Consider the following 24,442-nt stretch of genomic DNA (forward strand, 5'->3'; position numbering starts at 1 on the left):
GGAAGTTTGCGCGTGGGCGAGGAATGGGCGGTCAAGGCCAGCGGGCTGGTCAAGCGCTTCGGTGACCGGCGGGTGGTCGACGGCGTCGACATCGCCGTGCCGACCGGCGCGATCTACGGCGTGCTCGGCCCCAACGGCGCGGGCAAGACCACGACGCTGCGCATGCTGCTCGGGATCATCGAACCCGATGAAGGCCATCGCACGCTGCTGGGCTTCGACAGCCCGCGCGACGCCTCGGATCATGTCGGCTATCTGCCGGAGGAACGGGGACTTTATCCCGCGATGAAGGCGCGCGAGGCGATCGCGTTCATGGGCGCGCTGCGCGGTCTCGACTGGAAGACCGGGCGTGCGCGCGCGGTCACGCTGATGGAGGGGGCGGGGCTCGGCCATGCGGTCGACGAGAAGATCCGCAAATTGTCGAAGGGCATGGCGCAGCTCGTCCAGCTGCTCGGCTCGGTCGTCCACCAGCCCGATCTGCTCGTGCTCGACGAACCCTTTTCCGGGCTCGATCCGGTCAACCAGGAACGTCTTGAAAAGCTTATCCTTGTCGAGCGCGATCGCGGCGCGACGATCCTGTTCTCGACGCATATCATGAGCCATGCGGAACGGCTGTGCGACCGGCTGGCGATCATCGCCGGCGGCAAGCGCCGGTTCGAAGGCACCGTCGACGACGCGCGCGGCGTCCTGCCCCAGCGCGTTCACTACACCCCGCACCGTCCCGACCCCGCGATCCGCGGCGTGCTGCCCCCCGATGCGCTGTTCGATCGCGACGGCTGGCGGTTCGAACTGCCAGGCGGCGGGATCGAGACGCTGCTGGTCCGGCTGATCGACGCGGGATACGGCATTTCCGGGCTCTCGATCGAACGCCCCGGGCTGCACGAGGCCTTCGTGCGAATCGTCGGCCAGCAGGAGGCGCAGCCATGACCCGCTTCCGCCGCACGCTGCGCCAGACCTTCACCATCGCCCGCCGCGATTTCACCGCGACCGTCTTCACCCCGATCTTCCTGCTCTTCCTGTTCGCGCCGCTGATCATGGGCGCCTTCGGGGCGGTCGGCGGGCTCGGCGCGGCCAGCGTCACCGACGGCGCGCAGGACAAGGCGCAGATCATCGCGATTCTCCCCGCCGCCGAGTCGCGTATGATGGCCGAGGCCGACACGCGGCTGCGCGGCATCTTCCGGCCAGGCGAGGGACCGCCCGACCTGACCACCCAGCCGGCCTCCGCCGATCCGGCGGCACAGGCGCGCAACGCCTTCAACCGCAACGATATCGACGCCGCCGCAGTGCTTTACAGCCCGCTCGCGGCGCCACAGATCCTCTATGGTCCACGCGGCGACCGCGCCGCGGGCTATCTCGCCACGCTCGCGCAGACGACGCTGGCGGCGCAACAGGCGGGCGGCACGCTGCCCCGGATCGACGTGACCAAGACCCGGATCACGCGGTCGCGCGGCTCGGTCGGCGGCCAGCATCAGTCCGCCTTCTTCGCGGTGTTCGGGATCTTCTTCCTGACGCTGTTCCTCTCCGGCCAGGTCGTCGGGACGATGGCCGAGGAGCGCAACAACAAGGTGATCGAGGTGCTCGCCGCCGCGGTCCCGCTCGAATCGGTATTCTTCGGCAAGCTGATCGGCATGTTCGGCGTCGCGGTGCTGTTCGTCGCCTTCTGGGGAACCGTCGTCGGACAGGTCACGACATTGCTTCCCGCAGGCGCGGCGGCGGCGATCGGCGATCTCCGTCCCGCAGTCGGCGGCCCAATGTTCGCGCTGCTGTTCGCGGGCTATTTCACCATGGCCTATCTGCTTCTGGGATCAGTGTTTCTCGGCGTCGGCGCGCAGGCCTCGACGATGCGCGAGATCCAGATGCTGTCGCTGCCGATCACGATCCTTCAGGTCGCGATGTTCGGCCTCTCGTCCGCCGCGGTCTCGCGCCCCGGCAGCTGGATCGCGACGCTCGCCGAGCTCTTCCCGCTCTCCTCGCCCTTTGCGATGGCCGGGCATGCCGCCAACGCGCCCGAACTCTGGCCGCACGTCGCGGCGCTGGCCTGGCAGGCCCTGTGGGTGACGATCTTCATCGTCGTTGGCGCACGACTGTTCCGCCGCGGCGTGCTGCAGTCGGGCAGCGCGCGGCCCTTCTGGCGCCGCGCGAAACCGCACTGACACAGGTTGTTGACATCGCTGTCAGTACTTGGTCTCCTGCCCGAAAACAGGAGAGTGATGGGTGGCGACGCTTGCAGGCGAAATCACGACGGCTCCGATCAGCGAGCGCGTAACCAACGGGGCGGCAACCGGAAAACACCCGATCGACCCGCTCGATGTCAGTCGCGCGGACCTCTACCGCGACGACGTCTGGCACGTCCCCTTCCGCCACCTGCGCGCGCATGCCCCGGTCCACCATGTCGCGAGCTCGGATTACGGCGCCTATTGGTCAGTCTCGAACTACCGGGGGATCGTCGAGGTCGAGTCGCTGCCTGACCTCTACTCCTCCGAAGCCGGCGGCATCACGCTCGCCGATTTCGATCGCGATCGCGACGTTCGCATGCCGATGTTCATCGCGCGCGATCGCCCGATCCACACCAGCCAGCGTCGCACGGTGGCCCCCGCCTTCACACCGAGCGAGATGACCCGCATGGCAGCCGATATCCGGCGGCGCACCGCGGAGATCCTCGACGGGCTCGACTGGAACACGCCGTTCGACTGGGTGGACCGCGTCGCGATCGAACTGACGACGCAGATGCTGGCCATCCTGTTCGACTTCCCCTGGGAGGATCGGCGCAAGCTGACCTTGTGGTCGGACTGGGCGGGCGACATCGAACTCGTCAAGAACGAGGAGACGCGCAAGCAGCGGCTCGCGCATATGTTTGATTGCGGGGCCTATTTCCAGACGCTGTGGAACGCCAAGATCGACCGGCCGCCAACCCCCGACCTGATCTCGATGATGATCCATTCAGACGCGATGGCGCATATGGAGCATCACGAGTTCATTGGAAACCTGATCCTCCTGATCGTCGGAGGCAATGACACGACCCGCAACTCGATGTCGGCGCTGGCCTATGGCCTCGACGCATTTCCTGACGCCCGCGCCATGCTCGAAGCGGATCCGGCGCTCATTCCCAACGCCGTGAGCGAGATTCTCCGCTGGCAGACGCCGCTCGCGCACATGCGGCGCACCGCGACGCAGGATACCATATTGCAAGGCCAGTCGATCAAGGCCGGCGACAAGCTGGCCCTGTGGTATCTCTCGGCGAATCGCGACGAAAGCGTGTTCGGCGACGATGCCGACGCGATCCGCGTCGATCGCCCCAATGCGCGCCGCCATCTCGCCTTCGGCCACGGCATCCACCGTTGCGTCGGGGCCAGGCTCGCCGAGATGCAGCTCGCGATCCTGCTCGAGGAGATGGCGAAGCGCCGCATGCGGATCAACGTGGTCGGCGCCCCCACCCGAGTCGCCGCGTGTTTCGTCCACGGCTATCGTTCGCTCCCGGTCGAGATCAGCCGCTACTGACTTTCATCGCCCGCCCCCGCGCGCATCCTGTTCGCGGCAAGGTTCGTACTTATATCATGACCATGACACATACATCGCCCGATCGCCGCACGTTCCTCACGCTCGCCGGCGCCGGCGCGGCGGGCTTTGCCCTCTGGGGCTGTTCGTCGCAGTCCGCCCAGGCTGCCGAACGCTTCGAGGTCACATTGAGCGATGCACAGTGGCGCAAGAAGCTGTCGCCCGACGCGTATAACGTGCTGCGCAAGGAAGCGACCGAGCGACCCTATTCGAGCCCGCTCAACGGCGAACATCGCGCCGGGATCTTTTCGTGTGCCGGCTGCGCATTGCCTGCGTTCTCGTCGAAGACCAAGTTCGAGAGCGGGACGGGATGGCCGAGCTTCTGGCAGCCCTTGCCCAATGCCGTGCGGACCCGGGTCGATTCGACGCTCGGGATGGCGCGGACCGAAGTGCATTGCCGACGCTGCGGCGGGCATCTCGGCCATGTGTTCGACGACGGCCCCAAGCCGACGGGAAAGCGCTATTGCATGAACGGCGATGCGCTGACGTTCCGGGCGATGGCGGCCCGGTAATCGCTTAACTGGTTCAGCCCGCGTCGTTTACGAGCGTGAAGATGCCGCGCGGGTCGGTCGGGCCATGCTGCACCGTGGCGAGCTGAGCGGCATTGGCACGCTGCGTCGCGCTGGGCGCGCTGACCATCTGAAGCGACGGCTGGGCGGGGGCGTCGAGCGTGTCGCCACGCGGTGCATGGCCTGAATAGATGAAGCCCTTGGTCGGATAGGCCGAGGTACCGAGATCGCCCTGCGGCCCGTACCAGACCTTGACCATGCTCCAGTCACCCGCGTCGGACACGTCGATCGCGCGGACATTGGTTTCGATCGCACCGCGACGCGACCAGTTGGCATGGGTCAGGAGCACTTCGCGGTCGCTGACGACCTTCGAGACCATCGCGACATGGCCGACGCGCATCCGCGAGGTCGGCGAGAAGGCGAGGACGGCACCGGCCTTTGGTGCATGGCCACGCTCGTAACGGCCCTCGGCCTGGCTCCACCAGGTGTTGGCATTGCCACGGATCTCGATGCCCGACACCGAGCGGGCAAAGGTCACGCACTGCCAGAACTGGGCCGCTGCCGGTGTGGCCGTCATCAGGCCGCACGATACCACCAGCGCAAAACGCGCTGCTAACGCCTTGAAATTCATCGAGACCCCCCGGTCAAAACCCGTTCGTCACAGTCTGGCTACGGGAGTGCGGATTTAATTGAAAGGCGTCGCGGAACCATATCCGACGAAGCGTGTTGCCGCGCCGACGAGCCCCTTTTTGTGCCGTCCACGCGGCCCCTTGTCCGCTGTTCTGCCATTGATGCAGCGGACAAGCGCATGCGGCGGGGATCTTCGTCCCGCACGCATCAAGAAAGCGCAGGATGGCCGGCTTTGCGATGACAGTACGGCGCACCGCCTCGTCAAACTACGGCGATTCGAAAAACGGGTTTGCTACGGGCAGCGCGCGGCGATACCAGTCGCAAAAATCTCTGGAGGATGCCGCATGGATACGACCACCCTGTTCCGTCTCGACGGCCGCGTCGCGCTGATCACCGGCGGCAGCCGCGGCATCGGCAAGATGATTGCGGCGGGCTTCATCGCGCAGGGCGCGAAGGTCTATATCTCGTCGCGCAAGGCGGATGTCTGCGAAGCCGCCGCGGCCGAACTTGGCCCCAACTGCATCGCGCTGCCGCAGGACGTCTCGACCGTCGCCGGTTGCAAGGCACTCGCGGCGCAGTTCGCCGAGCATGAGAGCCGGCTCGACATCCTCGTCAACAATGCGGGTGCGGCCTGGGGCGTGCCGTTCGAGGAGTTCTCGGAAGTTGGCTGGGACAAGGTCATGGACCTCAACGTCAAATCGCCCTTCTTCCTGACCCAGGCGCTTCACGCGGCGCTCAAGGCCTCGGGCTCGCGCGACCGGCCGGCCAAGGTCATCAACATCACCTCGATCGACGGCCAGCGGCTCAACCCGTGGGAAACCTACAGCTATCACGCGTCGAAATCAGCGCTGATCTATCTGACCAAGCGCATGGCCGCGCGGCTCGTGACCGATTCGATCAACGTCACCTCGATCGCCCCCGGTGCATTCGCCAGCGACATGAACAAGGCGGCCCGCGATCACGGCGACGCGGTTGCGCAAGGGATTCCGGCCAAGCGGGTTGGTGTCGACGAGGACATGGCCGGTGCCGCGATCTACCTCGCCAGCCGCGCCGGCGATTACGTGATCGGCGAGACCATCACCGTCGACGGCGGCCTCGTCCACGCCTCGCTAGGCACCAGCATCGACGCCTAACCCTCAGAAAACCCTCTCCCCCCGGGGGAGAGGGAGGGGCCCGCCGCGAAGCGGTGGGAGGGTGAGGGCACGCGCCGCATTCCCGCCCCTGCCCTCACCTCCGCTCGCTCCCTCTCCCCGCCGGGGAGAGGGCTTGCCTGTCACCGGGCAATCCCACCCGCGGCGAGCACCGCCAGCGTCACCAGCTCGCTCGCCGTGCTCGTCATCGGCGCGACCTGCACCGGCTTCTCCATGCCGATCAGCATCGGCCCGATCACCGAATCGCCACCAAGCTCGCGCAGCAGCTTGGCCGAGATATGCGCCGACTGAAGACCCGGCATGATCAGCACGTTCGCCGGCCCCGACAGCCGCGCGAACGGATAGTTCGCCAGCTGCTTCGGGTTGAGCGCCACGTCCGGCGCCATCTCGCCCTCATATTCGAATCCGACCTGACGGCCGTCGAGCACCGTCACCGCGTCGCGGATATTGTCGAGCCACTCGCCCTTCGGATTGCCGAAGTTCGAATAGCTCAGGAACGCGACGCGCGGCTCATGCCCCATGCGACGCGCGACCGCTGCGGTCTGCTCGGCGAAATCGGCGAGCTGTTCGGCGGTCGGACGTTCGTTGACCGTGGTGTCGGCGATGAACACCGTGTGGCTCTGCCCGACGAGCAGATGGATACCGAACGGCGTCTTGCCCGCGGCCGGATCGATCACGCGGTAGATCTGGCGCATCGTCTCGCCATAGGTGCGCGTGATGCCGGTGATCATCGCATCGCCCTCGCCGAGCTGCAGCAGCAGCGCACCGAAGATGTTGCGATCCTGGTTCACCATCCGCTCGCAGTCGCGCCGCAGATACCCACGACGCTGGAGCCGGGCGTAGAGCAGCTCGACCATCTTTGGCACGAGCGGCGAGACGCGGCTGTTGTGCAGCTCGAAGCTCTCGGGGTCGGTGACGCCCAGCGCGCGCAACCGGTCGGGCACGTCGTCGCGGCCGACCAGCACCGGCGTACCATAGCCGCCCTCCTTGAACGCGATCGCCGCCCGCAGCACGACCTCTTCCTCGCCCTCGGCGAAGATGACGCGCTTGGGATGCGCCCGCGCGCCCTCATAGGCCATCGATAGCACCGAGGTGGTCGGGTTGAGACGCGCGCGCAACGACTGGCGATACGCCTCGATGTCCAGGATCGGCTTGGTCGCGACGCCCGATGCAATCGCCGCCTTGGCGACCGCGACGGGAACGACCTCCATCAGCCGCGGATCGAACGGCGCAGGGATGATATAGGCGGGGCCGAAGCTGTGGCTGACGCCATAGGCCAGCGCGACCTCCTCGGGCACACGCTCGCGCGCCAGCTCCGCGATCGCATTGGCCGCGGCGATCTTCATCGCGTCGTTGATCCCCGTCGCGCGGACGTCTAGCGCACCGCGGAAGATGAACGGGAAGCACAGCACGTTGTTGACCTGGTTCGGATAATCCGACCGGCCCGTCGCGACGATCGCGTCGGGGCGCGCAGCCATCGCCAGCTCCGGGCGGATTTCCGGCTCGGGATTGGCCATCGCGAAGATGATCGGCGCGGCCGCCATGTCCTTGACCATCTCGGGCTTGAGCGCGCCTGCCGCCGACAGGCCAAGGAACACGTCGGCGCCGACCAGCGCCTCGGTCAGCGTCCGCGCGCTGCTCGTCGTGGCATGCGCCGACTGCCACTGGTTCACGTCGTCGCGACCCTGGTAGATCACGCCGGTACGGTCGCACATGATGACGTTGTCGGGCCGCACGCCCATCGCCTTCATCAGCTCGGTGCACGCAATCGCCGCCGCGCCCGCGCCGTTCACGACCAGCTTGATGTCGCCAAGCTTGCGCCCGGTCACGAGGCAGGCGTTGATCAGCCCGGCCGCACAGATGATCGCGGTGCCGTGCTGATCGTCATGAAATACGGGGATATTCATCCGCTCGCGCAGCGTCTGCTCGATGATGAAGCATTCTGGCGCCTTGATGTCTTCAAGGTTGATGCCGCCGAACGTCGGCTCCATCAGCTCGACCGCATCGATGAAGCGATCGACATCCTCGGTCTTCAGCTCGATGTCGATCGAATCGACGTCGGCGAAGCGCTTGAAGAGCACCGCCTTGCCCTCCATCACCGGCTTCGACGCGAGCGCGCCGAGATTGCCCATGCCGAGGATCGCGGTGCCGTTCGAGATCACCGCGACCAGATTGCCCTTGGCGGTATAGTCATAGGCGGTCGAGGGATCGTCGGCGATCGCCTGCACCGGAATCGCCACGCCGGGCGAGTAGGCGAGCGCGAGGTCGCGCTGCGTCGCCATCGGTTTCGACGCAATGATCTCGAGCTTCCCGGGACGGCCTTCCGAATGGAACAGCAGCGCTTCGCGTTCGGAGAACTGGAGATTATTGTCGTCGGACATAAGCGAGGCCTCGGGGGTATCTGCAGGGGGAGCCCCTGCCTTTACGGAACGCGTGGCTGTTCGTCACCCCTTGGGAACCCTTCGCAGTGCTATTGGACGTGCGGACGGTTTTCGCTACCCCGCGCCGATGTCCACTCCCGCCGCTACCCCGATGATGACGCAGTATCTCAGCCTCAAGGCCGAGGCGCAGGATTGCCTGCTGTTCTACCGCATGGGCGATTTTTTCGAGCTGTTCATGGACGATGCGCGCATCGCTGCGGCGGTGCTCGACATCGCGCTGACTGCCCGCGGCGAGCATGAGGGCAAGCCGATCCCGATGTGCGGCGTGCCGGTGCACGCGGCCACCGCCTATCTCCAGCGGCTGATCAAGGCCGGACACCGCGTCGCGATCGCCGAGCAGGTCGAGAGTCCGGCCGAGGCGAAGGCGCGCGGCGGTTCGAAGGCGCTGGTCGCCCGCGCGATCGTCCGCGTCGTGACCGCGGGCACGCTGACCGAGGAAGCCTTGCTCGACGCGCGCAGCGACAATTGGTGCGTGGCGATCGGTGAAGCCGGGGGATCCGTCGCGATTGCCGCGGCCGACGTGTCGACCGGCCGGTTCGAGGTCATCGACGTCGCCGACGACGCGGTCGGGGCCGAACTTGCGCGACTTGCCGCGGCCGAGATCGTCGTCGCCGAGGCGAGCGGTTTTGCAGAGGCCGCCACGACGCTGCGCCCCAGGAGCGATTTCGACAGCGGTGCGGGCGAAGCGCGGCTCAAGCGAATCTACGGCGTCGCGACCCTCGACGGCTTCGGGCAGTTCGGGCGGGCCGCATTGGCCGCGGCCGGCGGTCTGGTCGCGTATCTCGAACATAATGCGAAGGGCGCGCTGCCCTTCCTGCGGCCGCCGCGAATCGGGCGGGCGGCACAGGTGATGGCGATCGACGCCGCGACGCGGGAAAGCCTCGAACTGACCTGCACCACCGGCGGCGTCCGCAAGGGAAGCCTGCTCGACGCGGTCGATCGTACCGTCACCGGTGCCGGTGCGCGGCTGCTCGGTGCCGATCTTGGCGCGCCCCTGATGGACAAGGCCGCGATCGACGCGCGGCTCGACCTCGTCCGGTTGTTCCATGACGACCAGGCGCTGCGCGAACGGTTGCGCGCGACGCTGCGCGCGCTGCCGGACATCGGCCGGGCGCTTGGCCGCCTCGCTGCGGGTCGAGGATCACCGCGCGATCTTGGCCAGTTGCGCGACGGTCTCGACGGCGCCTGGAACCTGGGGGAGCGGCTCGATGCACTTACCGATCCGCCGCGCCTGCTCAGCGACGTCGCACCGCTGTTGCGCGGGCATGGCAGCCTGATCGACCTGCTCAAGCGTGCGCTCGTACCATCGCCACCGATCGAAGCCTCTGACGGGGGGTATATCGCGGCGGGATATGACGCCGCTCTCGACGACCTGCGCGATACCGGCGCTGGGGGACGCCGCGCGATCGCCGCACTGGAGGCCGAGTTTCGCACCTCGACCGGCGTGTCCGCGCTCAAGATCCGCCACAATGGCGTGCTCGGCTATCATGTCGAGGTCCCTGCACGAGCTGCCGATTCGCTGATGAAGCCCGACAGCGGTTTCACGCACCGCCAGACCCTCGCAGGTGTCGTACGCTTCAACACGCCCGCGCTGCACGATGTCGCAACGAAAGTGTCGCAGGCGAGTGCGCATGCCACGGCGGCGGAGTCGGCCCATCTCGAGGATCTGACCGCGCGGGCGCTCGCAGGGCGCGAGGCGATCGCCGCGACCGCCGATGCGCTTGCCCGGCTCGATGTCGCCGCCGGTCTCGCCGAGCGCGCAGCCGAGGGGCAATGGTCGCGCCCGATCCTGGTCGACCATGCCTGTTTCGAGATCGAGGGAGGCCGGCACCCGGTCGTCGAGGCCGCGGTCGCCAAGTCGGGCGACCGGTTCGTCGCGAACGACTGCAACCTGTCGGAATGGTCGCGATTATGGCTCGTCACGGGCCCGAACATGGGCGGCAAGTCGACCTTTCTGCGCCAGAATGCGCTGATCGCGGTCCTGGCGCAGGCGGGCAGCTATGTGCCGGCGACCAAGGCCACGCTGGGTCTCGTCGACCGATTGTTCAGTCGCGTCGGCGCGTCGGACAATCTCGCGCGCGGCCGTTCGACCTTCATGGTCGAAATGGTCGAAACCGCTGCGATCCTCGCGCAGGCGACGCCGCGGAGCTTCGTGATTCTCGATGAGGTCGGTCGTGGCACCTCCACCTATGACGGCCTCGCGATCGCCTGGGCCGTGGTCGAGGCGATTCATGAGGACAATCGGTGCCGCTGTCTGTTCGCGACGCATTATCATGAGTTGACCCGGCTCGCCGAACGCTGCGAGGCGCTGTCGCTGCATCATGTGCGCGCGCGCGAGTGGAAGGGCGAGCTCGTCCTGCTCCACGAACTCGCCGACGGGCCGGCGGATCGCAGCTACGGTCTGGCGGTCGCGCGCCTCGCCGGCATGCCGCCGCTCACCGTGCAGCGCGCCAAGGCGGTGCTAGCAAAGCTGGAAGCCGGGCGTGCCAAAACTGGCGGCCTGGCGGCGGGGCTTGATGATCTTCCGCTGTTCGCGGCCGCCGCGCAGATCGAGGAGGTGGCGTGCGACGTGCTGCGCGAAGACCTGGCGAAGCTCGACATCGATGCGATGAGCCCACGCGACGCGCTCGACGCGCTCTACCGGTTGAAGGCGCTCGCAACCGAGGGCTGAGCGCAAACCCGGCGAAAACCACAGTATCGTCGATACTTGTCCCCGGTCTGCAATCCCATCGCGCGGCGTCCTAGTATCACATGCAAGACGGATGCTACGCGCCGGCCGAATCATTGGAGCATGGGCTTTGAGCGGACACGGGCACGGGCATGCACACGGGCATGCAGGACATGGGCACGGCCATGCACACAGCCATGCTCCGGCATCGTTCGACCGCGCGTTTGCGATCGGGATCGGGCTCAACGTGGCGTTTGTCGCGGTCGAGGCCTTGGTGGGATTGCGGATCAACTCGGTTTCGCTGCTCGCGGACGCCGGGCATAATCTATCCGATGTACTTGGCTTGGTCGTCGCCTGGGGGGGGACAATGCTCGCGCGAACCGAGCCGACCAAGCGCTTTACCTATGGGCTGAAGGGGTCGACGATCCTTGCCGCGTTGACCAATGCGCTGCTGTTGCTCGTCGCGCTCGGGGCGATCCTGCTCGAGGCGACACAGCGTTTCGCAGACCCAACGCCCACGGCGGGCCTGACCGTATCGATGGTGGCCGGAATCGGCATCGCGGTGAATGCGATCACCGCCTGGATGTTCGCGCGCGGTCGCAAGGGGGACGTCAACATCCGTGGCGCCTATCTGCACATGGCGGCGGACGCGCTGGTATCGGCGGGGGTCGTGATCGCGGGCGTGCTGATCTGGCAGACCGGGATCTCATGGATCGACCCGGCGGTCTCCATCGTCATCGCAGTCCTGATCTTCTGGCAAACCTGGGGATTGCTGCGTGAAACCGTCGAAATGGCGCTGTCCGCGGTGCCGCGCGGGATCGAATTCGACCAGGTCGACGAGGCGCTATGCACCCTGCCCGGCGTGACCGCGATCCATGATCTGCACATTTGGCCGATGAGCACGACGGAGCCCGTCCTGACCGCGCACCTGGTCATGCCGGGCGGCCATCCCGGCGATCCGTTCCTCACCGCGACCCGCACGATGCTGCAGGAGCGTTTCGGGATCGGCCATGCCACGTTGCAGGTCGAGACGGGCGACGGTCAGCCATGCTCGATGACGCGCCACGCGGTGATATGAACCTTTGGGGCGTTGCGCGGGTTATCCCAGTATAGTTCTGGAGTAATACCCGATGAAGAAGCATTTTATCGCTGCGCTGATGTCCGTTGCCGTCGTCGCCCCCGCAATGGTGCCCGTCGAAGCCGCTGCCCAGCGCCATGACGACCGCCGGGGCCATGACGACCGCCGCAACAACGATTCGCGTCGCGGCAACGACCGCAACTGGCGCGGTGACGATCGCAACTGGGATCCTTCGCGCAGCTATCAGAACGGCAATTACCGCGAGCGTCGTCTCGGCCGCAATGATCGCATCTATCGCGGCAACGATGGCCGGGCCTATTGCAAGCGCAACGATGGCACGACCGGGCTCGTGATCGGCGCACTCGGTGGCGGCGTTCTTGCCAATCTGATCGGCGGCGGCACGCTCGGAACGCTGGCGGGTGCCGGTGGCGGTGCACTGCTCGGACGGTCGGTCGACCGCGGTAACGTCAAGTGCCGCTGAGCTTTTTTGCTCGGTAAAAGAAGATACGGCGGCCGAGCGATCGGCCGCCGTTATTGTGCCTGCCTCAGCCGGCTGAACTTAATAAGCGCGAGCCACCGCAAACTCGACCGCTTCGATCATCGCGTCCTTCGCCTCGCCATTGGCAAAGCCCGCAATCGAATCGATCGCCCGCTGACCATAATGCCGCGCCCGCGCAAACGTGTCGTCGATCGCGCGGGTTGCCCGGATCAGGCGCACGGCATGCTGCAGGTCGGCATCGGTGTCGCGACGCCCCTCGACCGCATCCTTCCAGAATTGACGATCCTCGGCCGACCCGCGCGCATAAGCGAGGATCACCGGCAGGGTCATCTTGCCTTCACGGAAATCGTCGCCCGCATCCTTGCCCATCGTATCCGCATCCGAGACATAGTCGATCGCGTCGTCGACAAGCTGGAAGGCGATGCCGAGGTTGCGGCCATAGGCGTCGAGTGCCGCCTCTTCATTCTCGGGCCGATCGGCCACCACCGCAGCGATTCGGCAGGCGGCAGCGAACAGCGCCGCAGTCTTCGCGCCGATGATGTCGAGATAGCGCTCTTCACCCAGATCGACGCGGCGGGCCGCCGTCAGCTGGTTGACCTCACCCTCGGCGATGACCGCGCTGGTCGATGAGAGGATCTTGAGCGCCTTCAGGCTGCCCGCCTCGACCATGAGTTCGAAGCTGCGGCTGAACAGGAAGTCGCCGACCAGCACGCTGGCAGGATTGCCCCAGATGATGTTCGCGGTGCGGTTCCCACGCCGCAGGTCGGAGCCATCGACGACGTCGTCATGCAGCAACGTCGCGGTGTGGATGAATTCGACGGCTGCCGCGAGCAGGTGATGCTGCGTCCCGGCATAGTCCAACAGCTGTGCACTCGCGAGCGTCAGCATCGGGCGCATCCGCTTGCCCCCGCCCGCGATCAGATGACCCGCCAGTTCGGGGATCAACGGAATATCGGAGGTCATGCGCGCGACGATCACCGCATTGACCTGGTCCATGTCGGTGGTGACGAGCTTGACCATCGGGTCCAGCGAAGGCTGTGGCCCGGAATTCGAACGAGGGGAGTCGAGGCGGTGGACGGTGGCGCTCATCTGCCCGTGCCTCTGACGGCTACCGCCTCGCAAAGCAACCCTTGCCGGCTCGGCAAACCCTCACCAAAAGGCAGGCGACGGCAATAGGTGGAGGTTACACGATGCCCGACGACTTGCTGAGCGGCTATCGCCAGAGCATCGACAACATCGATGCGGCACTGATTCATATGCTTGCCGAGCGATTTAAGGTGACGCAGGCGGTTGGCCGGCACAAGGCGGAGCACGGGCTGCCGGCTGCCGATCCCGGACGTGAGGAGCGTCAGATCGCGCGGTTGCGTCGGCTTGCCGAAGAAGCCCAGCTCGATCCGGAATTCTCCGAAAAGTTTTTGCGGTTCATCATCGACGAGGTGATCCGCCACCACCAGAAACTTTGCCAATGACGCGCTGGGCGGTGGTGGCCGATTGAATGATTCACGGCATCGCCAAGGGCGGCCGACATCCCCGCCAGGCCGCACTTCCCGTATATTTGCGTCAGCACAGCTTTATCGACCTGCACGCGCCGGTCGGTTAGGGGAGCGCGATGAGCTTCCTCCTCGCTATCGAAGGCGCCGACGGCGCCGGTAAGGCCACGGCCTCCGCACTGGTCGTCGACCAGTTGCAGGCCGCCGGGCGCAGCGCCGCGGTCATTTCGTTCCCGCGCTATACGGACACGGTCGGCGGCTGGGCGCTGGGGGCGATGCTCGCGGGCACGTTGCCACGCGGCACGACGCCAAAGGCCGCCGCCGTGCTCTATGGGCTCGACCGGATGGAATCGCGCGATCACCTGATGGCAACGATGGCGGCGAACGACGTCGTCGTGTTTGACCGCTATATCGCGTCGAACATGGCGTATCAGGCGGCGCAGGTGCCCGTCGACGAAGCGGATACGATGATGGCCTGGATCGCGGATCTCGAGACGCGCAGCTTTGCCCTGCCGACGCCTGATCTGTCCGTCTACCTCGATACGCCGGCAGACATTGCACGCGGGCTGATCCGCCAGAAGCGCAAGCGCTCCTATACCGACGATGCGTTCGACGCGTATGAAGCGGATACCGGGCTCCAGGACCGCGTCCGCATCAACTATGCCGCGATGGCGGCGGCAGGGCTGCTGGGCCGCTGGGCGACCGTATCGACGGTCGCGGCCGGCGCTTCGCGGCTGCCAGCGGACATTGCACGCGATATTGTTGCATTGCTGCGCTGAACGCCCCGGAAGGAGATCGGCATGGCCGTCACCGATATTGCCACGCGTACCTATGACCACGGCTTCCGGCTCGATCCGATCGTCCGCAGCCTGCTCGATACCGATTTCTACAAGCTGCTGATGTTGCAGATGATCCGTCACCTCCACCCGACCGTGCAGGCGACGTTCACCCTGATCAACCGCACGACGAACGTGCGGCTCGCGGATATCATCGACGAAGGCGAGCTGCGCGCGCAGCTCGACCATGCGCGCACGGTACGATTCGGCAAGAAGGAGTTGATCTGGCTCGCGGGGAACAGCTTCTATGGCCAGGATCGCATGTTTGCGCCCGAATTCCTGCAGTGGCTCGCCGCCTTCCGGCTTCCCGAATACGAGCTGCAGACCGTCGACGGACAGTTCGAACTGCGCTTCGAGGGCTGCTGGGCGGAAACGACGATGTGGGAAATCCCCGCGCTTGCGATCATCAATGAATTGCGCGCACGCGTGGCGGTCCACGATCGCGGACGTTTCGCGCTCGACGTGATCTATGCGCGCGCGAAGGCCAAATTATGGGACAAGGTCGAACGGCTGAGGGATCTGCCCGATCTGGTCCTGTCCGACTTCGGTACGCGGCGCCGCCATGGCTTTCTGTGGCAACGCTGGTGCGTCGAGGCGCTTAAGGAAGGGCTTGGCAGCCGTTTCATCGGCACGTCGAACGTCTTGCTGGCGATGGATAACGATCTGGAAGCCATCGGCACCAACGCGCATGAATTGCCGATGGTCTATGCCGCACTGGCCGACGACGACCGGGGGATAGCGGATGCGCCCTACCGAGTACTCGATGACTGGCGACGCCATTATGGCGGCAATCTGCTGATAGCGTTGCCCGATGCGTTCGGAACGAGCGCCTTCCTCGCGAACGCGCCCGACTGGGTCGCCGACTGGACGGGCTTCCGCCCCGACAGTGCCCCCCCGATCGCCGGTGGCGAAGCGATCATTGCCTGGTGGAAGGCACAGGGTCGCGACCCGAAAACGAGACTGCTGATCTTCTCGGACGGCATGGATGTCGACACGATCGAAGAAACCTATCGGCATTTCCACGGCCGGGTGCGGATGAGTTTTGGCTGGGGGACCAATCTGACCAACGATTTCCGAGGGTGCGACCCCGATGGCATGGCCGGACTCGAGCCGATTTCGCTGGTTGCCAAGGTCACGCAGGCCAATGGACGCCCGGCGGTCAAGCTGTCGGACAATCCGGCCAAGGCGACCGGCGATCCGGGCGAGATTGCCCGGTACCTGCGAATCTTCGGCGACGAGGGCCGCACGAACGCGAAGGTCGCGGTCTAGACCCTGCGCCACCGCCCTAAAATGGCCATGCCCTGCCGCCACGGGTAGCGCCCATGGCTGTTTCGCGATTCCCCCTCGGCGCGTCGATTACCTGGTCGGGACGCATCGCGCTGCTCTTCGCCGCGCTGCTGCCGCTCACCCCGGCACAGGCTGACCCCGCGGCCTTCGACCTGTCTGGTCCGGCGCTGAACGTCATGGTGACGCACGGTGCGACGAGGTTGCCGATCGGGCAGGTGCCCAATCTCAGCGAAGGCGACCGGATCGCGGTGAGTGCGGATTTACCCCGTGATCAGGGTGTCCATTACCTGCTGGTGGCCGCATTCCTGCGCGGCGCGACCAATCCGCCCCCCAAAAACTGGTTCACGCAGGCCAAGACGTGGGAGCGGAAGAAAAACACTCTCGACCTGACCGTGCCCGCTGGCGCACGCCAGCTGATCCTCTTCCTCGCGCCGGAAACCGGCGGGGGTTATGACTCGATCGTCGACGCCGTCCGCAAACAGCCCGGCGCGTTCGTCCGCGCCTCGCAGGAGCTCAACCAGGCGTCGCTCGACCGCGCGCGGCTCGACACGTTCCTGGACTCGATCCACCGCCTCGAGCGCACGCATCCTGAACGGATCGAGACCGTATCACCCGTCCTGACCCGCAGCCTGTCAATCACGCTCAAGGCCGAATGCCTCGAGCAGGCGATCGATCTCCAGGCGGCCTGCCTGACGCAGAGCCGAAGCTCGCTACTGCTGGCCGACAGTCACAGCGCATCGCTGACCGAAACCCTCGTCGGCGCCCCCACCGATCTGGCCTTGCAACTCGCCGCAACACCCGAGGCCGGATACGGCTATTACAGCTCCTATATCGGTGTCGTTCGCGATCTTGCCCGGATTTTTGGCGCATTCCAGTCGACCCAGTTCCAGTATATTCCCGCCCTCGGCCGTGCGGCAGAGGCGCGCCTGTCGCTGTTGCTGAACGCCGCCCCCTCCTTTGCAAAGCCCAAGTCGGTCATGGTCGCGGCGCTTCCGGCGATCGAGGCGCCCGAGCCGCCGCCGCTGCGGACGATCGCGCCCGGTCGCGCGCTGTGTCGAGCACGAGAGGGTGTGCTGCTTCCAGTCGAAGGCGCGCCGCTGATCTATGCCACGCGCTATGCGCATGCTATGGCGGTCCGCGTGACGCGTGCCGACGGCAGCACGCTCGATCTGCCGGTCAGCGCCGATGTCGAACGCGGGGGTTTCCTTCTCGCCGGCCCGGGCAGCTACGGCGGCGATCTGCGAGTCAGCTTTGACGCCACGCTTCACGGCGTATGGGGCTTCACCCCGTTCGACGGTCCACGCTTTCGCATCCAGAGTCCGCGCGCGAACAGCTGGCGCGCGATCGAGGGCACCACGGTGATCGCCGGACGCGATAACAGCCTGACGATCGAGGGCGGAGCAGCCGCCTGTGTCGAGGACATCGCGCTCGCCCGCACCTCCGGCACGACCGAGCCGCTCAAATGGGCCGCATTGCCGGATGGCCGGGTCACCGCAACGATCCCGAAGGCGCAGATCGCGGCGGGGCAAATCAACCTGCTTATCCGCCAGCAGGGAATCGCAGACGTCGACACTATCGCGTTGACGGCCTTGACCGAGACGGGGCGGATCGACGCGTTCACGCTGCACGCCGGCGATCTTCATGGTGTCCTGACGGGCACACGGCTGGACACCGTCGCCTCGTTGAGCGTCGATGGCGCGGTATTCAGCCCTGGTGCGGTGGTACGAACCGGCAAGGCCGACAAACGCGTCATGACGGTCGACACGCCTGCTCCGGTCGCCGCCTGGACCGCAGGCCAGGATCGATCCGGGCGGGTGGCGCTGAAGGACGATCGCGTGCTGCCGGTCGCCGTGCATGTCGCTCCCGCGCGGCCGTCGGTCACGCTCATCGACAAGACCATCGCCCCGGCGGCGCACGCAGCGTCGCTGCCGATCACATTGCCGTCGAGCACCGTCATGCCGCTCGATGCCAGCCTGACCTTTTCACTCCGCGGCGCGGGGGCAACCCGTTTCAGCGGGCGCGAACAGGTCGAGATCGCCACGGTCGACGGACGCGCGTCGACGGTCATCGCTGCAGCGAACGGCTACCGCGTCCAGAGTGCACAGGTCGCGATTGCGACGATCGAACCGGCCAAGGCGCTGGGCGTATCGGCCTATGGCCCGCTGCGCTACCGCCTCCTGCAGGACGGTGTGGAAAGCGATTGGGCGCCGCTCATCACCCTCGTCCGCCTGCCCGCACTCACGGGCGTGACTTGCGACAAGGGCGCGCCCCGCTGCCTGCTGACCGGTGACGCGCTGTATCTGCTCGCCGCGGTTGGCGGAGACGCGCAGTTCACCGGCGCTGCGGCAATTCCCGACGGCTATACCGCCAGTACGGTCGCAATTCCGCGCCCGACCGACACGCTGTTCCTCAAGCTGCGCGACGACGATTCAGTCGTTGCGACCGCCAAGCCGAACGTCGTCGACCGCTAGCCCAGCGGGGCGTCGAGCCTTGTCACCGATCCTTTGGCTCGCGTGAAAGGCGGGCCATCAGGATCGCGGCGCGCTTGGCCTGACGGCGAATGCTCGCAAGGTCGACCGTCTCCCCCGGTGCATGATCGCCGCTGCTCGCGGTTCCGAGCCCGATCAGCCCGTCGACATCACCCGCGACGAACGCAATGTCGCCCGCACCCCGCTTGAGCGGATCGAGCGCTGCCGTCTCGGGCAGCCCCATGTCGCGATTGACCAGATTCAACCGGTCGAGCAGCGCGCGATTTCCCGCCGTCGGTGGCATGGCGGGATACCCGCTTTCGAACCGGATCGTCGCATTCGTGCCGGGCGCATGCGCCGCGACGATCCGCTCCATCTTCGTACGGACCCGCATGGTCTGGTCTTCGCTCAGGGTTCGGAAGTCGCCACGGGCGACCGCGGTTGCAGGGATGATATTGCCCTTGCCCGTCGCGCTCGCCCGGACGCCGTCGCTGTCGAGCGCTGCCGTCGCACCGCCCGCGACCACGCCCGTATTGAAGGTCAGATTGGGTTCGGGCAGATCCTTGCGAAATACCGCCAGGATCCGGGCCATCTCGTTGATGGCGCCGTCACCATAGGCGTCCGAGAAGATCAGCGACGAGTGCCCGGTCTTGCCCGACGTGGTGAGCACCCAACCGTTCGACGACCGCCGCGCGATCGATCCCATGTCGCGACCTTCGACGACCGACAGGCCTTCGAAGTCGAGCGCGACATTGGCGCGCTTGCCCGCTGCGATCAAATCGCCCCGCGCGATCGCCACCGGGTCGCCCGCATCTTCCTCATCGCCGGTCAGCACGATCTCGATATCGGCGGCGTCCAGCAGGCCGGCGGCCTTCATCGCGCGCAGCGCCGACAGCATCACGACGATCCCGCCCTTGTCGTCGCCCGCACCTGGCCCCGTCGCGCTCTCGCCTTTGCGTTTGAACCGTTGGAACGGTGAGTCCTGCTCGAAGACGGTGTCGAGATGACCGATGAGCAACAGGCGTTTGGCGCCAGGCTTGCCCGGGTGCCGCGCGATCAGATGTCCCGCCCGCTGCGTCTGTGGCATCGGTTTCCAGGTCACTGCAAAGCCGAGTGGTTCGAGCTCCGCACGGACCATCGCACCGACCTTGGCGACCCCTTCAAGATTCATCGTGCCGCTATTCTGGTCGACGAGCGTCTTGAGCAGCCCGATCGAGCGCTCATGCTCGGCGTCGACGGTCGCAACCGCCCGCATTTCTGCCGGCGTGAGGCGCGCCTGCGCTGCCCCTGCGAGATGGATACCCCCGACCACCGTCGCGACCCACCAGAATTTCTGTCGTGCCATAAGCGTCTCAACTCCCTTGGCAGCATGAAAGCGGGGTTCGGCCGCCGCGTCCAGTGTCGGGAGATATGGTGGGCGCTGACGGGTTCGAACCGCCGACCTACTCGGTGTAAACGAGCCGCTCTACCAGCTGAGCTAAGCGCCCTCTCGGGATGAGGCCCTGAGGTGAGGGTCCGATGCCAAAGCTATGGCGTCGGGGCAAGCCCCAAAGCACATGCGTTCAGGCGATCCGCAGCTCGTTGCGCAAGACTGCGCCGAAATAGCCACGCATTGCGTCGCGCGCGGGCGGCGACAGCGCCATATAGGCGCGGCGGCGATCATGCGGATCGGGCTGGCGTTCGAACAGCCCGCTATCCGTCATGCGCGCGATCCAGCGCAACGCCGTCGTCGGCGCGACGGCTGCGGCGATGCACAGGCTCGACACCGACACACGGCGCCGCTCGAGATCGGCGGCGTAGAGATCGAGCAGCATGTCCCAGCCCGGATCCTCGAACAGCGTGCCGCCAAAAAACTGGTCGCGAAGCCGCCGCGCGCGGATCGCGCGTCGAATGTCGGTCGCGTCGTGTTGCGTCGCCCCGGGCGCTGCCTGATAGGCGACCGATCGATCGCCGACGATCGCGGGGGGATCGGACGGTCGATCATGATCTGCCTGTGTCAGCCGGGCAAGCGCCTCGGCAATGCGCCCGACCTCCGCGCTTAGACGCTCCAGCCGGGCCCCGTCGCTTTCGCGGGTGACGTCGAAGACCCCGGCAGGCTGGCGCGATCGTTCGATCGCGATCGCCACCGCGGCAACGCACTCGCCGATCCCGGGATCGACGAGCAACGATGTCGCACCGCCAAGCGTCAGCGCGGTGATCGCGTCGATTTTGTCGGGCCGCAGCGCCACCACCAGCGCAGCATCGGTATCGGCGGCCCAGGCCACGATCTGCGCCATCCGCTCGGCGAGCAGCGGTCCGTTGATCCCCACCGTATCGACCAGAATGATACGCGGTGTCGCGGACCGATCGAGCGGGACGTGCCAGTCGATCCGGGCCATGAGGCGCCCGCCCAGCGCACCCAGCGCGGTCGCGAGCCGATCCCCTGCCCCCGCACCGCCAAGGTCCGCAATCAGAACCGCAGCGGCACCGCCATCATAGCGTATGTCCGCCGATAGCGCGTCGATCGCCGTCATTGCCGCATCCCCCGCCAGACGCGATTAGGCCATGGATCGTACCGGATTTACACGCCAAATGGGTCGGTTCTCGGCGGATCCGGCGGACAGGCAGACGCCGTCAGTCGAGCGCCTTGACGATGTCTTCGACCATCTTCTTCGCATCTGCCAGAAGCATCATCGTATTGTCGCGGTAGAACAAGTCGTTGTCGACGCCGGCATAGCCGACCCCGCCCATCGACCGCTTGATGAACAGCACCGTCTTCGCCTTCTCGACGTCGAGGACCGGCATGCCATAGATTGGCGACGATTTGTCGGTCTTTGCTGCCGGGTTGGTGACGTCGTTCGCGCCGATCACGAAAGCCACGTCGGTCTGCGCGAATTCGCTGTTGATGTCCTCAAGCTCGAACACGTCGTCATAGGGCACGTTCGCCTCTGCCAGCAGGACGTTCATGTGGCCCGGCATGCGCCCCGCGACGGGGTGGATCGCATATTTCACGCGCACCCCTTCCGCCTTCAGCTTGTCGCCCATCTCGCGCAGGACGTGCTGCGCCTGGGCGACCGCCATACCGTAGCCGGGCACGATGACGACCTGTTCGGCCTGGCTCATCAGGAAAGCGGCATCCTCCGCCGATCCGCGCTTCCAAGGGCGGTCGCTGGCAGCCGCGGGGCCACCGGCATCGGCCGACTGTCCGAAACCGCCGGCGATCACGCTGATGAAGCTGCGGTTCATCGCCCGGCACATGATGTAGCTGAGGATCGCGCCCGACGAGCCGACCAGCGCGCCGGTGATGATCATCGCGGTGTTGTGGAGCGTGAAGCCCATCGCCGCCGCCGCCCAGCCCGAATAGGAATTGAGCATGCTGACGACCACCGGCATGTCGGCGCCGCCGATCGGCACGATCAGCAGGAAGCCGATGACGAAGCTCAGGGCCGTGATCGTCCAGAAGATCCACGGCTCCTGATTGGTGACAAAATAGGCGATCAGCCCGAGGATCGCGGCAAGCAGCGCGATGTTGATGACGTGGCGACCGGGCAGCATGATCGGCTTGCCGCCCATGTTGCCGTTGAGTTTGAGGAAGGCGATGACCGAGCCCGAGAAGGTGATCGCGCCGATCGCGACGCCCAGCCCCAGCTCGATCCGGCTGACCGGCCGGATGATCGCGACCGGATCGCCGAGCAGCGGGATCATCAGGTCCGAGATCCCGAATGCCTGCGGGTTCAGATAGGCCGCAACCCCGACCAGCACCGCGGCAAGCCCGACCAGCGAATGGAACGCGGCGACGAGCTGCGGCATCGCGGTCATCGCGATCCGCCGGGCGGTCACGAGCCCGATCGCGGCACCGATGCCGATCGCGACGACGATCTCCCAGATGCCGACGTTGAGATGCGTGACCAGCGTCGTGACGACCGCGATCGTCATGCCGATCATGCCGAACCGGTTGCCCCGCTGGCTCGTCGCCGGGCTGGACAGGCCGCGCAGCGCGAGGATGAAGCACATGCCGGCGACGAGATAGGCCAGCGCGACCCAGGGGTTCACGGCTACGTCATGCATCACTCAGTTCCCCTCGGATCCGTGACGGTCACTTGGCGACCGGCCGTTCCTTTTTCTTGTACATCGCCAGCATCCGCGCGGTGACCGCAAAGCCGCCGAAGATGTTGACGCTCGCCAGCACGACCGCGAGCAGCCCGAGATATTTCGCGACCGGCGATCCCGCCGCGGCGGACGCGATCAGCGCGCCGACGATGATCACGCTGGAAATCGCGTTGGTCACCGCCATCAGCGGCGTGTGGAGTGCGGGCGTCACCGACCAGACGACATAATAGCCGACGAAGCAGGCCATGACGAAGATCGACAGGATCGCGATAAAGTCCATCTCAGCCCTCCTGAGCCCCGCGAATGTTGCGAATGTTGAGACGCAAACGGGGTTTTGTATCGTGCCGGGTCATGGCTGCAAACGCGGATTGACGACCGCGCCATCGCGGGTCAGGCGGATCGCGTCGCCGATTTCCGCATCGAGCACCGGCCGCCCCGTCTCCTTGTCCCAGAAGGCACTGAGAAAGTTGAATAAATTGCGGCTGAACAATGCACTGGCGTCGGCAGCGAGCCGGCTCGGGACGTTGCGGTGGCCGACGATCCTGACGCCGTTCACCTCGACGATCTCGCCCGCGACCGCACCCTCGACATTGCCGCCCTGTTCGACCGCAAGATCGACGATCACCGACCCGGGCTTCATGCTCGCGACCTGCGCGGCCGAGATCAGCCGCGGCGCGGGGCGGCCGGGGATCAGCGCGGTGGTGATGACGATGTCCTGCTTGGCGATGTGCCCGGAGACAAGCTCGGCCTGCGCGGCCTGATATTCGGGGCTCATCTCGCCCGCATAGCCGCCCGTCCCCTCGCCCTCGATCCCGGCGACGCTTTCGACGAAGATCGGTTTCGCGCCGAGCGACTGGATCTGTTCGCGCGTCGCGGCGCGGACGTCGGTAGCGGAAACCTGCGCCCCGAGCCGGCGCGCGGTCGCGATCGCCTGGAGCCCGGCGACGCCGACCCCCATCACGAACACGCGCGCGGCGCTGATCGTCCCCGCCGCGGTCATCATCATCGGAAAGGCCCGGCCATATTCGGCCGCGGCGTCGAGCACCGCCTTGTAGCCCGACAGGTTCGACTGCGAGGACAGGATGTCCATCGACTGCGCGCGGGTGATGCGCGGCATGAACTCCATCGCCAGCGCCTCGAGGCCCGCCGCGGCATAGGCATCGACCCGGGCGCGCTCGCCAAAGGGATTGAAGCTGGCGACGACCCAGGCGCCGGGCGCGGCGCCCGCCAGCGTTGCCGGATCCGGCGCCTGCACGCCGAGCACGATGTCCGCACCCGAAATCGCCGCCGCCCGGTCGGTGACGCTCGCCCCCGCATCGGCATAGGCGGCGTCGGCGATCGACGCGGACTGGCCGGCCCCCGCCTCGACCGCGAGCGTCGCGCCCAGCGCGACGAACTTGCGGACGGTTTCGGGCGTCGCGGCAACCCGCCGCTCGCCGTCCACCTGCTCCTTGAGGACGGCGATCTTCATCGGATCAGGAAATCAGCCAGATGACGATCGCGACGATCACCGCACAGGCGATCGCGCCGATCTTCATCACACCGATGACGCTGTCATAGGTCGCAGCATGACCCTTGATGTTTGCATCGTCCGCCATGATCCGTCCCTCGCCATTCTGTTATCGGTGCGACCTTATCGGGCCGGTGCCCCAGCCTCAACCCCCGCGCTGCCAAACCCCGGCTTCGCGCCGTCGTGCAGCCGCGGCGGCACGGTCGGAGCGCATCGCAACCGCCTCAAAGCGAT

The 24,442-nt window shown here is 66.4% G+C and carries 21 protein-coding genes and 1 tRNA gene; 12 read left to right on the top strand and 10 right to left on the bottom strand.

The features are described 5' to 3' along the window. The first annotated feature begins 6 nt into the window (after nucleotides 1-6). The 4 genes from GV027_RS14715 (at nucleotide 7) to msrB (ending at nucleotide 4,064) form a co-directional block, all read left to right on the top strand. Nucleotides 7-924, top strand: coding sequence for an ABC transporter ATP-binding protein (locus tag GV027_RS14715; RefSeq protein ID WP_159512320.1), 918 nt, complete (start codon nucleotides 7-9; stop codon nucleotides 922-924). Continuing rightward, nucleotides 921-2,150 carry an ABC transporter permease gene (locus GV027_RS14720; RefSeq protein WP_159512321.1) on the top strand — a complete coding sequence of 410 codons (1,230 nt, stop codon included), beginning with the start codon at nucleotides 921-923 and terminating at the stop codon, nucleotides 2,148-2,150. Before GV027_RS14715 ends, GV027_RS14720 begins: the two co-directional genes overlap by 4 nt. 97 nt (nucleotides 2,151-2,247) lie before the next feature. Continuing rightward, a complete protein-coding gene (locus GV027_RS14725) occupies nucleotides 2,248-3,495 on the top strand; it encodes a cytochrome P450 (protein WP_159512950.1) in 1,248 nt (415 codons plus the stop codon). A gap of 62 nt (nucleotides 3,496-3,557) precedes the next feature. Continuing rightward, a complete protein-coding gene (msrB, locus tag GV027_RS14730) occupies nucleotides 3,558-4,064 on the top strand; it encodes a peptide-methionine (R)-S-oxide reductase MsrB (RefSeq protein ID WP_159512322.1) in 507 nt (168 codons plus the stop codon). A 13-nt stretch (nucleotides 4,065-4,077) separates the two neighbouring features. On the opposite strand, the gene GV027_RS14735 is transcribed toward msrB, so the two are convergent. Continuing rightward, a complete protein-coding gene (locus tag GV027_RS14735) occupies nucleotides 4,078-4,692 on the bottom strand; it encodes a CHAP domain-containing protein (protein ID WP_081877380.1) in 615 nt (204 codons plus the stop codon). 343 nt (nucleotides 4,693-5,035) lie between these two features. Between GV027_RS14735 and GV027_RS14740 the strand changes: the two genes are divergently transcribed. After that, nucleotides 5,036-5,824, top strand: a complete 789-nt coding sequence (locus tag GV027_RS14740) for an SDR family oxidoreductase (RefSeq protein ID WP_159512323.1) — start codon at nucleotides 5,036-5,038, stop codon at nucleotides 5,822-5,824. Nucleotides 5,825-5,964: 140 nt separating this feature from the next. On the opposite strand, the gene GV027_RS14745 is transcribed toward GV027_RS14740, so the two are convergent. Next, on the bottom strand, nucleotides 5,965-8,223 hold the full coding sequence (locus GV027_RS14745) for an NADP-dependent malic enzyme (protein ID WP_159512324.1): 2,259 nt from the start codon (nucleotides 8,221-8,223) through the stop codon (nucleotides 5,965-5,967). Nucleotides 8,224-8,374: 151 nt separating this feature from the next. On the opposite strand from GV027_RS14745, the gene mutS reads away from it, so the two are divergent. From mutS to GV027_RS14760, 3 genes are all read left to right on the top strand, one after another. Next, complete coding sequence (gene mutS, locus GV027_RS14750; protein ID WP_159512951.1) at nucleotides 8,375-10,954, top strand: DNA mismatch repair protein MutS; 2,580 nt, start codon at nucleotides 8,375-8,377, stop codon at nucleotides 10,952-10,954. A gap of 127 nt (nucleotides 10,955-11,081) precedes the next feature. Continuing rightward, nucleotides 11,082-12,029, top strand: coding sequence for a cation diffusion facilitator family transporter (locus GV027_RS14755; RefSeq protein ID WP_443029541.1), 948 nt, complete (start codon nucleotides 11,082-11,084; stop codon nucleotides 12,027-12,029). A 52-nt stretch (nucleotides 12,030-12,081) separates the two neighbouring features. After that, entirely contained in the window at nucleotides 12,082-12,510 is a 429-nt protein-coding gene (locus GV027_RS14760) for a glycine zipper 2TM domain-containing protein (protein WP_031395535.1), read from the top strand. Nucleotides 12,511-12,588: 78 nt separating this feature from the next. On the opposite strand, the gene GV027_RS14765 is transcribed toward GV027_RS14760, so the two are convergent. Further along, a complete protein-coding gene (locus tag GV027_RS14765; protein WP_159512326.1) occupies nucleotides 12,589-13,617 on the bottom strand; it encodes a polyprenyl synthetase family protein in 1,029 nt (342 codons plus the stop codon). Nucleotides 13,618-13,718: 101 nt separating this feature from the next. On the opposite strand from GV027_RS14765, the gene GV027_RS14770 reads away from it, so the two are divergent. The 4 genes from GV027_RS14770 (at nucleotide 13,719) to GV027_RS14785 (ending at nucleotide 18,612) form a co-directional block, all read left to right on the top strand. Then, entirely contained in the window at nucleotides 13,719-13,997 is a 279-nt protein-coding gene (locus tag GV027_RS14770; protein ID WP_031395533.1) for a chorismate mutase, read from the top strand. A gap of 140 nt (nucleotides 13,998-14,137) precedes the next feature. Then, nucleotides 14,138-14,797 carry a thymidylate kinase gene (locus GV027_RS14775; protein ID WP_159512327.1) on the top strand — a complete coding sequence of 220 codons (660 nt, stop codon included), beginning with the start codon at nucleotides 14,138-14,140 and terminating at the stop codon, nucleotides 14,795-14,797. A 21-nt stretch (nucleotides 14,798-14,818) separates the two neighbouring features. Beyond that, a complete protein-coding gene (pncB, locus tag GV027_RS14780; RefSeq protein WP_159512328.1) occupies nucleotides 14,819-16,123 on the top strand; it encodes a nicotinate phosphoribosyltransferase in 1,305 nt (434 codons plus the stop codon). 53 nt (nucleotides 16,124-16,176) lie between these two features. Beyond that, a complete protein-coding gene (locus GV027_RS14785) occupies nucleotides 16,177-18,612 on the top strand; it encodes a hypothetical protein (RefSeq protein WP_159512329.1) in 2,436 nt (811 codons plus the stop codon). Nucleotides 18,613-18,634: 22 nt separating this feature from the next. Here the strand turns inward: GV027_RS14785 and GV027_RS14790 are convergent, their stop codons facing one another. From GV027_RS14790 to GV027_RS14820, 7 genes are all read right to left on the bottom strand, one after another. After that, complete coding sequence (locus GV027_RS14790) at nucleotides 18,635-19,954, bottom strand: M20/M25/M40 family metallo-hydrolase (RefSeq protein ID WP_159512330.1); 1,320 nt, start codon at nucleotides 19,952-19,954, stop codon at nucleotides 18,635-18,637. A gap of 66 nt (nucleotides 19,955-20,020) precedes the next feature. Further along, a tRNA-Val gene (locus GV027_RS14795) sits at nucleotides 20,021-20,096 on the bottom strand. A 75-nt stretch (nucleotides 20,097-20,171) separates the two neighbouring features. Further along, complete coding sequence (locus tag GV027_RS14800) at nucleotides 20,172-21,122, bottom strand: hypothetical protein (protein WP_159512331.1); 951 nt, start codon at nucleotides 21,120-21,122, stop codon at nucleotides 20,172-20,174. Between the two features lie 100 nt (nucleotides 21,123-21,222). Further along, entirely contained in the window at nucleotides 21,223-22,656 is a 1,434-nt protein-coding gene (locus tag GV027_RS14805; RefSeq protein WP_056673591.1) for an NAD(P)(+) transhydrogenase (Re/Si-specific) subunit beta, read from the bottom strand. A 28-nt stretch (nucleotides 22,657-22,684) separates the two neighbouring features. Then, nucleotides 22,685-22,978 carry an NAD(P) transhydrogenase subunit alpha gene (locus tag GV027_RS14810; protein WP_031394789.1) on the bottom strand — a complete coding sequence of 98 codons (294 nt, stop codon included), beginning with the start codon at nucleotides 22,976-22,978 and terminating at the stop codon, nucleotides 22,685-22,687. 69 nt (nucleotides 22,979-23,047) lie between these two features. Continuing rightward, nucleotides 23,048-24,169 carry an NAD(P) transhydrogenase subunit alpha gene (locus tag GV027_RS14815; protein ID WP_056406884.1) on the bottom strand — a complete coding sequence of 374 codons (1,122 nt, stop codon included), beginning with the start codon at nucleotides 24,167-24,169 and terminating at the stop codon, nucleotides 23,048-23,050. A gap of 4 nt (nucleotides 24,170-24,173) precedes the next feature. Next, nucleotides 24,174-24,296: an aa3-type cytochrome c oxidase subunit IV gene (locus tag GV027_RS14820; RefSeq protein WP_031396100.1), complete on the bottom strand. Its 123-nt coding sequence runs from the start codon at nucleotides 24,294-24,296 to the stop codon at nucleotides 24,174-24,176. Nucleotides 24,297-24,442 lie beyond the last annotated feature (146 nt).

Source organism: Sphingomonas sp. T1, from assembly GCF_902506585.1.
GTDB lineage: Bacteria > Pseudomonadota > Alphaproteobacteria > Sphingomonadales > Sphingomonadaceae > Sphingomonas > Sphingomonas aerolata.